The 5306-nt window shown below is 52.0% G+C and carries 13 protein-coding genes; 7 read left to right on the forward strand and 6 right to left on the reverse strand.

What is annotated here, in order from left to right:
• Positions 1-159: 159 nt before the first annotated feature.
• The 4 genes from Q0526_RS18490 to Q0526_RS18505 form a co-directional block, all read right to left on the reverse strand.
• A complete protein-coding gene (locus Q0526_RS18490) occupies positions 160-849 on the reverse strand; it encodes a hypothetical protein (protein WP_298736964.1) in 690 nt (229 codons plus the stop codon).
• 27 nt (positions 850-876) lie between these two features.
• Positions 877-1293 carry a hypothetical protein gene (locus tag Q0526_RS18495; RefSeq protein ID WP_298736967.1) on the reverse strand — a complete coding sequence of 139 codons (417 nt, stop codon included), beginning with the start codon at positions 1291-1293 and terminating at the stop codon, positions 877-879.
• A complete protein-coding gene (locus tag Q0526_RS18500) occupies positions 1290-1484 on the reverse strand; it encodes a hypothetical protein (protein WP_298736969.1) in 195 nt (64 codons plus the stop codon). The genes Q0526_RS18495 and Q0526_RS18500 overlap by 4 nt, the downstream gene beginning before the upstream one ends.
• Before the next feature lie 79 nt (positions 1485-1563).
• Entirely contained in the window at positions 1564-2190 is a 627-nt protein-coding gene (locus tag Q0526_RS18505; protein ID WP_298736972.1) for an XRE family transcriptional regulator, read from the reverse strand.
• 143 nt (positions 2191-2333) lie between these two features.
• Here Q0526_RS18505 and Q0526_RS18510 point away from each other — a divergent pair, with 143 nt between their 5' ends.
• On the forward strand, positions 2334-2534 hold the full coding sequence (locus Q0526_RS18510; protein ID WP_298736975.1) for a helix-turn-helix domain-containing protein: 201 nt from the start codon (positions 2334-2336) through the stop codon (positions 2532-2534).
• Positions 2535-2699: 165 nt separating this feature from the next.
• Here the strand turns inward: Q0526_RS18510 and Q0526_RS18515 are convergent, their stop codons facing one another.
• Positions 2700-3086, reverse strand: a complete 387-nt coding sequence (locus Q0526_RS18515) for a DUF2513 domain-containing protein (RefSeq protein ID WP_298736978.1) — start codon at positions 3084-3086, stop codon at positions 2700-2702.
• Positions 3087-3157: 71 nt separating this feature from the next.
• On the opposite strand from Q0526_RS18515, the gene Q0526_RS18520 reads away from it, so the two are divergent.
• A complete protein-coding gene (locus Q0526_RS18520; RefSeq protein ID WP_298736981.1) occupies positions 3158-3316 on the forward strand; it encodes a hypothetical protein in 159 nt (52 codons plus the stop codon).
• Between the two features lie 11 nt (positions 3317-3327).
• On the opposite strand, the gene Q0526_RS18525 is transcribed toward Q0526_RS18520, so the two are convergent.
• Positions 3328-3951, reverse strand: a complete 624-nt coding sequence (locus Q0526_RS18525; RefSeq protein WP_298736983.1) for a DUF2441 domain-containing protein — start codon at positions 3949-3951, stop codon at positions 3328-3330.
• Between the two features lie 77 nt (positions 3952-4028).
• Here Q0526_RS18525 and Q0526_RS18530 point away from each other — a divergent pair, with 77 nt between their 5' ends.
• The 5 genes from Q0526_RS18530 to Q0526_RS18550 form a co-directional block, all read left to right on the forward strand.
• Entirely contained in the window at positions 4029-4181 is a 153-nt protein-coding gene (locus Q0526_RS18530) for a hypothetical protein (protein WP_298736985.1), read from the forward strand.
• Between the two features lie 14 nt (positions 4182-4195).
• Positions 4196-4444, forward strand: a complete 249-nt coding sequence (locus tag Q0526_RS18535; RefSeq protein WP_298736987.1) for a hypothetical protein — start codon at positions 4196-4198, stop codon at positions 4442-4444.
• A complete protein-coding gene (locus tag Q0526_RS18540; protein WP_298736989.1) occupies positions 4441-4635 on the forward strand; it encodes a hypothetical protein in 195 nt (64 codons plus the stop codon). The genes Q0526_RS18535 and Q0526_RS18540 overlap by 4 nt, the downstream gene beginning before the upstream one ends.
• 5 nt (positions 4636-4640) lie before the next feature.
• Entirely contained in the window at positions 4641-4910 is a 270-nt protein-coding gene (locus tag Q0526_RS18545; RefSeq protein WP_298736991.1) for a hypothetical protein, read from the forward strand.
• The coding region (locus tag Q0526_RS18550) for a YqaJ viral recombinase family protein (protein ID WP_298736993.1) at positions 4903-5306 on the forward strand (404 nt) is incomplete at its 3' end. The genes Q0526_RS18545 and Q0526_RS18550, both read left to right, overlap by 8 nt.

Consider the following 5306-nt stretch of genomic DNA (forward strand, 5'->3'; position numbering starts at 1 on the left):
CTCGCTCGGAGAAGCCGCTTCGCTGGAGTTCTCGCTGGCACCTGTACCCCCGCAGGCGGCCAGGGTCAGGGCCAAACTTCCCGCCAAAGATAATGCAATCAGTTTTTTCATCGGTTTTTCCTCCAATCTATTTTACACCGCGCGGCGAGGCGGTTCTGTTTAACTTTCGATTGTGCCATCCAAGGGAATAGGCGATGGAGAAGGCGGCGGTGTGGTGGGTGTAGGTTCAGGCGTAGGCTCCGGCGTAGGGTCGGGGGTCGGCTCCGGAGTCGGCGTTACTTCGGGCGTCGGCGAGGGCCGGGGCGTGGGAATCTCCATCACGAAATCGTAGTACATGACGGTCTGCATGCCGCACTTATCGCAAACCATCGTGTAGGTTCTGCGTAGTAAGCTGCTTCCATCCTCGTAAGTCTCCAAGGTCTCTACATCTTGTGAAACTTGGCGATAGACATGGCTGCAAGCCGCCGCGCTGGACCCGTCAGAGCCATCGCGGCCATCCCGGCCGTTTGCGCCGTCCGCGCCATCCTGCCCGGCAGGACCGGCCGCACCTGTTTCGCCTTTAGCCCCGGCGGGGCCTTGCGCGCCTGTCGCGCCATCTTTTCCATCGATACCATCGGCACCGTCTTTGCCATCCTCGCCGTCTTTCCCATCCCGACCAGGCTCGCCCTGCGGGCCGCGAAGATCCTCGACGGCGATCAGGTTTTCCCAATCAGTGCCGTTATAATACTGTATGTAGCCGTCCGCGACCTGCATCTGGATTTCCGGCGCGTCGGCCTCGCGGGTCTCTTGTCCGCATGCCGCCAGCAGGGACGCCATAAGCAGTACAGCCGCAATTTTTCCTGCTTTCATTTTTTGATTCCTCCATTATCATCATTTTTACATGATCCGATTTTCAAAATATTGTAATGTACTGTAGCGTGTTATGTTTGCGTAGTGTGGGTTTCCATGGTTTTGGACAGCTTTTATGTACAGCTTCAAATAGCGGGCAAACTCTCTTGCGATTCGTGAGTCCTGACCTTTCAGCGCATTAAATTCATCCTGGTCGATTTGAACGCGATCCGGCGCTATGTAGCTGCCATCGGGAACGACTACCGCTTTTGTGTAGTCCAACCCACAGCCGGGCTTTGTAATAAAGGCGTACTTGTGGGCGATGTGGTGCCGGAATGGGATCGCAAAGGTCACACCTGAGATATAGACAGCCAGGCAGGCGTAGGGACGGGTCGGCTTTTTCAAAATCTCCTTACACCCGCCATACTCTGCGTAAAACTTTTGGGACAAGTATATGAGTTTCACATAAACCTCCTGAAAAAGGAAAAGCCCTCTGCCGTGAAGCAGAGGGCTTTCTTCCATTGAGCTTTTTTTAGATTATGCTGCTTGCGCTCTACAAGCAAATCATGCCATTGAGCATTTTTTATTTTTGGCTCGCCGCGCTCTACGGCGATATCATGCAGGCGATGCGGCAGGCACCTTTCCTGTACCCTCATTATATTCAATTTTCCGTTGAAATGCAATATCCCGAATGTGAAATTTTATAGCCCGCGGCAGATGCCGACGGTTTCACCTTCAAAACCAGTGGGTGTACCCAACGGCCTTCCCCTCGATATGAACCGTATCAAGGATTGGGCCGGTGTAGACCAAGGGAGCAAAGTTCCGATTCTCGGCCAGCAGGGTCATGGTCTGGGTTTCTTCGTTCCAAAAGAAGCGCTTCAGGGTAGCTTCCCCGCCTATGCGGACGGCGGCAATCTGGCCGTTCTCGACTTGCGGTGTGATGTGGATATAGACCACATCGCCATCGTGGATTCCTGCGTCGATCATGCTGTCGCCTTTGCAGCGCAGGCAGAAATCACATTGAACATTCTCCGGCACGTCCACATAGTCCTCGATGTTTTCCTCGGCCGTGATCGGTTCCCCGCAAGCGATACTGCCCACCAGAGGGCGCTTGACCATTTTGGGGAGCGGCTCGAAGCCGGGAGGGATGGGCGCAGAAGACGGATGTGCATCATCAAGTATTGCGCTTTTCGGAACCCCGAAATAGGCGGCCATTTTTTCCACAGCTCCCATACGGGGAGTTTTAATATCTGCTTCCCAAGTGGAAACGGCCTTGTCTGTCACACCAGCTATTTTTCCGAGTTCCGCTTGAGACAGTTGTGCATCTGTGCGAAGTCGTTTGATGTTCGATCCTATGCTCATGTTCATCACCTCTTTATATGTAGCTTACTCTAAAAGTAGGAAAAAGTCAACAGAAAATGAAAATTTTCCTACTAAAAGTTCTTGACACACTACTTAAAGTAGAGTATACTATAATCAATCCAAAAAGAGCGGAGGTGTTTTACATGGGCTTTTCTGTTAAACAGGCACGTAACTATGCGGGGCTCACCCAGGTGGAGGTTGCTCAAAAGCTGGGGATTTCCCGCGATTCTTACAGGAAAATCGAGCTTTTTCCCGAGACCGCTTCTATTGCCATTGCAAAGAAGTTCAGCGAAGTCGTTGGGATTCCAATCGACCAAATTTTTTTCGCTGAAAATTCTACTTAAAGTAGATTGCGGGATGCAACAAAGGAGGTGAACCGGATGCAGATTCTTTCAATTGAAAACGGCCTTCCGTTGCTTGACGGAAAGCCGGTTGAGGGAATGATTTCATTTGAATTGAGTGCGAACAATACGGGGACAGCAGTTTTTACACCCAAAATCGAGGTCAAATTAAGGAAGTCCCAAGCTGGCTTTTATTGCAGCGGCGACAACAGCCGAAGCAATACTTGAAAGTGTTGAGAGAGAAAGAGAACCCACTTTCGATGCAGTGGATTTGACTTTTGACCAGTTATCGTTGCTTCTGATATTCGCCAAAAATTCATGAGCCGCCGGAGAAAGGTCTTCTATAAAATAAGTTCCATACATGTCTTGGCTTGCCTTATAGAAATATCCTGAAAGGTCACACTGACGAAGATGGTAGGACAATTCTTCCCAGTTGTAAGTTCTTCCATCCATTGTAAGTGTGGTTCCAGGGTCAAATTCAACACCAGAAGTCGTTGTACATTTATCTTCACAATACATGAGAATATCTCTTACACAATCTGGATTCAATCTCATAAACTCACCCCCTTTCCAACCCCATTGTAGCACGGGCCGAGGGGGAGGACAAGGCAAAGGAGGTGAACAGGATGCAGATTGCTTTGACTGGCGACCCGAAAGAGCTCGCTGATTTTTTCCGAAAAGCAGTAGGTGCTTGGGAGATTTCCATTGCACCTTTGAATTCCAAGGGGGAGCAACACCAGTTGACAGAGGATGAAATGCCGAAGCATAGTCAAGAGCTTACTTAGTTGATTTTTCTTCAGCGTACTCGCTTGCCAACTGTAACAGGAAATGAAACAAGGTACTCCCATCTGGGAGAATCGGTTTGCATACCAGACCAATATTTTACGGCAGAATTCAGATTTAAAACAGGGGAAAAACCCAAATAGGAGCCCCCTATAGAGCCTTGGTTTAAAACATATCCACCTCTAAGCCATTTTGAGTCGAATCGCTGTGTAGAGTCAGAAACGGATATCTCGTACACGTGACAATCTGGGGGAAAATTACAGTCTTGCCATTGTACGAATTCCTCTATCGATGCTACTGCGAAAAGACATTGCATGCGGGAAGGAACTTTTGGAAAAAGGGCGCGTCGAACCAATTCAAAATTGTACTCACAAAACGAATTGTCCAGATCCCTTTTAGCGGCAGAAAAATCATCGGGAAGAATTATTTCTATACGATTGTTTCCATTCGGGAGCCAGTAACTTCTTATATCCCGAATACAATCGTCGAAGTAGTGTACCCCATGTCTTGAAAGTCCATCAGGATAAAGATCATAAATGACGTGCAAATCTTTTTGAGCCAAGTGATAGTTGTTTTCTAACGTTAAGGTTATTCCCTCAGACAATAAATTTTCCCGATCGGCATGGTACAAAATCATTTTTATCACCCTTTCTAATTCATTTTACCGCGGGGAGGTACAAACCACAAGGAGGTACAAACCACAAGGAGGTACCCATGATTGAACGTACATACACCATCAAAACAGAATTATCAGGCGGCGCTCCCATACACGACGCCGTGTTGACTGAGGATGGCATCAACGCCATCGCTCCCCTGCTGGTTCAGCTTTTTGCGGCGGCTTTGGCAGCGGGACACGAAAACGACTGAAAGGAGGTCCCATCATGACTGAAAAAAAGATGACCGCCCCGGTGCTGGCACACCGGGACGGCCCAGAAAAAGAGCTGATGCAAAAGCTCCCCCTTATTGTAACGCTGCTGCGCGCCGCCGTCAAGACTGCGGCAGTGACACTGGGCGCCTATATCCTGGCCGCTGTGGCCGCGCTCAACGTCCCCGCGCTGATCGGCGGGGTGCTGGTACTCAACGCTTTGCTGGGCGTGTGGTTCGCGTTGGAGGAGGTGCCTCACGCATGATCTATGAGACCATCGAGGCCGCCTACCGCTACGGCCGCCCGGACGCCGACCTGCTACTCCACGAGACCGTGGAGAGCATACTGGAGGCAGGCGGCAACGACAAAGACAAGCTGTACAAGATCCGCTGCGCCTATGCTTCGGCCCGGAACGGAAAGGCCCTGCGCAGCGCCGAGATGCAACAGGAGGTATAACGAACATGGACAGCAAAATTTCGATTGCCTGGGCACATGGTGCAGCGGCAAATCACGGAGAGATTGAGGTCTCCGTGTGTGCGAACAAAGTGGACACGTTTTTTGCACTGGCCCGCGCCACAAGCGGCATTCTGCGCCAGGGAGCCAAGCCGGATGCTTTCGACGCGCTGCTGCTGGAGTATATCGGCCTGCTGATCGACGTGGCCCATGACGACGGCGAGAAGGCCGTCGGGCTTGACCTCGGCGCCACGATGGGAGCCGACGACAATGGTTGAACTCATCGACACCGGCCTGGCCCAACCCCGGAACACGGCTGAATGGCTGGCCTGGCGGCGGCAGGGCATCGGGGCCAGCGAGGCCAGCGCCGTCGTGGGGCGCAACCCCTACCTGAACAACCAGACGCTGTGGCGCTATAAGACCGGGCAGGCCGAGCCGGAGGACATCAGCGGCAAGGCGTGCGTCCAGTATGGCCATGACGCTGAGGCACCCATCCGCGAACTGTTCGCGCTGGATCACCTCGAGTTTACCGTGCAGTATGGCGGGGCTTTCGATATGGTGCGCCACCCGGACTATCCCTGGCTGTTTGCCACGCTGGACGGCCGCCTGATCGAGCGCAGCACCGGCCGGCGCGGCATCTATGAGGGCAAGACCACCGAGATCCTGCGCAGCAT

This window comes from uncultured Subdoligranulum sp. (assembly GCF_937890665.1).

Excerpts from the sequence above, each read along its gene's own strand:
- Q0526_RS18525 (WP_298736983.1), bottom strand. The coding sequence starts at position 3,951 with ATGATTTTGTACCATGCCGATCGGGAAAATTTATTGTCTGAGGGAATA.
- Q0526_RS18510 (WP_298736975.1), top strand. The coding sequence starts at position 2,334 with ATGGGCTTTTCTGTTAAACAGGCACGTAACTATGCGGGGCTCACCCAG.
- Q0526_RS18520 (WP_298736981.1), top strand. The coding sequence starts at position 3,158 with ATGCAGATTGCTTTGACTGGCGACCCGAAAGAGCTCGCTGATTTTTTC.
- Q0526_RS18535 (WP_298736987.1), top strand. The coding sequence starts at position 4,196 with ATGACTGAAAAAAAGATGACCGCCCCGGTGCTGGCACACCGGGACGGC.
- Q0526_RS18515 (WP_298736978.1), bottom strand. The coding sequence starts at position 3,086 with ATGAGATTGAATCCAGATTGTGTAAGAGATATTCTCATGTATTGTGAA.
- Q0526_RS18540 (WP_298736989.1), top strand. The coding sequence starts at position 4,441 with ATGATCTATGAGACCATCGAGGCCGCCTACCGCTACGGCCGCCCGGAC.
- Q0526_RS18505 (WP_298736972.1), bottom strand. The coding sequence starts at position 2,190 with ATGAGCATAGGATCGAACATCAAACGACTTCGCACAGATGCACAACTG.
- Q0526_RS18500 (WP_298736969.1), bottom strand. The coding sequence starts at position 1,484 with ATGAGGGTACAGGAAAGGTGCCTGCCGCATCGCCTGCATGATATCGCC.
- Q0526_RS18490 (WP_298736964.1), bottom strand. The coding sequence starts at position 849 with ATGAAAGCAGGAAAAATTGCGGCTGTACTGCTTATGGCGTCCCTGCTG.
- Q0526_RS18545 (WP_298736991.1), top strand. The coding sequence starts at position 4,641 with ATGGACAGCAAAATTTCGATTGCCTGGGCACATGGTGCAGCGGCAAAT.
- Q0526_RS18530 (WP_298736985.1), top strand. The coding sequence starts at position 4,029 with ATGATTGAACGTACATACACCATCAAAACAGAATTATCAGGCGGCGCT.